General features: G+C 40.6%; 1 protein-coding gene and 1 tRNA gene. Both read right to left on the bottom strand.

What is annotated here, in order from left to right; translation table 11 throughout:
* Positions 1–2: 2 nt before the first annotated feature.
* A tRNA-Arg gene (locus tag ACOVO2_RS01745) sits at positions 3–74 on the bottom strand.
* Between the two features lie 153 nt (positions 75–227).
* A complete protein-coding gene (locus tag ACOVO2_RS01740; protein ID WP_421768317.1) occupies positions 228–2564 on the bottom strand; it encodes a beta-N-acetylhexosaminidase in 2337 nt (778 codons plus the stop codon).
* Between the last annotated feature and the right edge of the window lie 93 nt (positions 2565–2657).

Genomic DNA, 2657 nt, shown 5'->3' with positions numbered 1-2657 from the left:
AGTAGCTCCGAGGGGAATCGAACCCCTATCTAAAGTTTAGGAAACTTCTATTCTATCCGTTGAACTACAGAGCCAGTATAAAATACATCTTTAAATGTTTAGGAAACGCTATCGGGCGGCGTTCCGCTCTATCCGTTGAACTACAGAGCCATTTATATTAAAGGAGTGAAATAAGTTTCACTCCTTTAATATTTCAACAAAAATATAAATAATTTGTTTTCATTGCATCAATCTATGCCAATTTCATCAACAAATAACCAAGCTGGACTTCCTTTACCAGGGTGATTGTCGGGAAGTTTGCCGTAATTTTGAGCGATAACCCTTACAAAACGCCCTTTTTTACCGTCAATTCCTACGCTTAATTGCTGTATAACTTTTTCTTCACCTTCTAAATTTCCTATTGGCATTTTCTTGGCACTCGTAAATTTCTTGCCATCTTCCGAAACCAAAACTTCTACTTCACGAGGTAGCATAATCCATGAAGATTTTGCTCGCAAGAAAGCAAACGAAACCGTTTGTAGGTTCATTACTTGCCCTAAATCAATCGTTACATCGAGGTTTTTGCCTTCAAAACCTACCCAAGTATCCAAGTTTCCAGCTTCGCCTTTTACGCCATTGGTTAGACCGTAAGTTTCACCACCAAGATATTTGGTTGGCTGGCTGACCAAAGTATATTTTCGTCCAGTCGATTTATTGATGTAATAATACTTGCTCATATCCTTGCCTAATTTTTGCCCTTTGTCCGTAAACGCAGTTGCTCTAACAGTGGCATCTTTAGTCACGATTACACCCGTTGGCTGATAAACCAACGAACTTGCCGTTGGCTCTGTGCCATCAATGGTGTATCTGATAACTGCCGCATTATCAGCAGTTTTGAGTTTTACGGCCACTTGACTTTTGGCGTTTACTGATGAACTTGCTGAAACATCATAGTACGCATTTGAGTAATTAACAGCCAAAAATCTTAGACGCTCAAAGTGTGTTTTTAGGCGAGTCGTAAAATCTTTGTAATCTTTGGCAGTATTGGCTGTCCAACCCACTTCGGCCAAAGCCGATGCTCTCGGAAATACCATATATTCGGCATGACTTGGAGTGGCAATGTATTCAGTCCAAACGTTGCCTTGTACGCCCAAAATATGTTTGGCTTGTTCGGCCGTTATGCCAGCAGGAATTGGGTTGTACGAATACACTTTTTCGAGTGGCAAAAAACCGCCAATTGCCACTGGCTCCGATGATGGGTCTGACTGATACGCATCTAAATAACAATGGCTTCCGGGAGTCATGATGGCATCGTGGTTTTGTTTCACGGCTTCGATTCCGCCTTCGATTCCTCTCCACGACATGATTGTGGCGTTTGGCGAAATACCCCCTTCTAAAATTTCGTCCCAACCAATCATTTTTTTGCCTTTCGAGGTCAAAAATTTATCTATTCTTTTGATAAAATAACTCTGTAATTCGTGTTCGTCTTTCAAGCCTTCTTTTTTCATTAACTCCTGACAAAACGGACTGTTTTTCCACGAAACTTTCGGACATTCATCGCCACCGATATGCACATAATTGCCTGGAAATAAAGCGATTACTTCGGTCAGAACATCTTCTAAGAAAGAAAAAGTTTGTTCGGTCGGGCAGAAAACATCGTCATAAACACCCCATTTTACGCCTACTTCGTAAGGGCCTTTTGAGCAACCCAATTCTGGATAACTTGCCAAAGCCGCCATTGCATGACCAGGCATTTCGATTTCGGGAATTACGTTTACGAATTTCTTTTGGGCGTATTTTACTACTTCTGATATTTGTTCTTGGGTATAAAATCCACCGTAAGGTTTGCCGTCAAAACGCTGGTCGGTGAAATGCCCTTCCATTGATTCTTTGCGTTTTGAGCCAATTTCGGTCAATTTTGGGTATTTTTTTATTTCAATTCTCCAACCTTGGTCGTCGGTTAAGTGCCAATGAAACGTATTCATTTTGTGCAAAGCCAGCAAATCAATATATTTTTTGATAAACGAAACTGGAAAAAAATGACGGCTCACATCAAGCATCAAACCACGATACCCAAACTGCGGACGGTCATAAATCGAACAATTCGGAATGCTCCATTTTACATCATTTGCCGCCGAACTGCTGTAAATTTCGGTAGGAAGCAATTGCAAAAGACTTTGTAAGGCATAAAATTCGCCCTTTGCCGTTGAGGCCGACATCACCACACTATTAGTTTCTACTTTTAGGGTATAATCTTCTTCGCCCAAAGTTTTATCGCCTGATTTTGGGCTGAGTGGCATAAAAATAATGGCTTTTGTATTGGCAGGAGCAAAGCCAGTAAGGTCAAATTCTTCGATATTGAGTGTCATGCCCGAAGTGATCAGAAAACGCTCGGCGAGCATCTCGGCCAATGGACGCAAATCTGGGTTATTTCTCGGAATCAGAATCTTGGTTTGAGCATTGACCACGAATGAGCCAGCCGTTTGTATGAGTTGTGTAGGTTTTGGAATGATTGCGTATTTGTTCTGTGCAATACTATAAAACGATAAAGCAATGAGGCCAATTACGCCAAAAAATTTCTTCATGGTGCTTCGGAGGGGTTTATTGAATTTTTAGGAAAACGAAATTCGGCTTTTCGTGGTATAATTGCAAACAAAAATTTATTTTTTTATTTTTGA

The organism is Emticicia sp. (assembly GCF_049241225.1).
Lineage (GTDB): Bacteria > Bacteroidota > Bacteroidia > Cytophagales > Spirosomataceae > Emticicia.
The sequence above is the reverse complement of the archived record's forward strand: the minus strand, read 5'-3'. Positions and strand labels throughout refer to the sequence as shown.

Coding starts and splice junctions, on each gene's coding strand:
- ACOVO2_RS01740 (WP_421768317.1), bottom strand. CDS start 2,564: ATGAAGAAATTTTTTGGCGTAATTGGCCTCATTGCTTTATCGTTTTAT.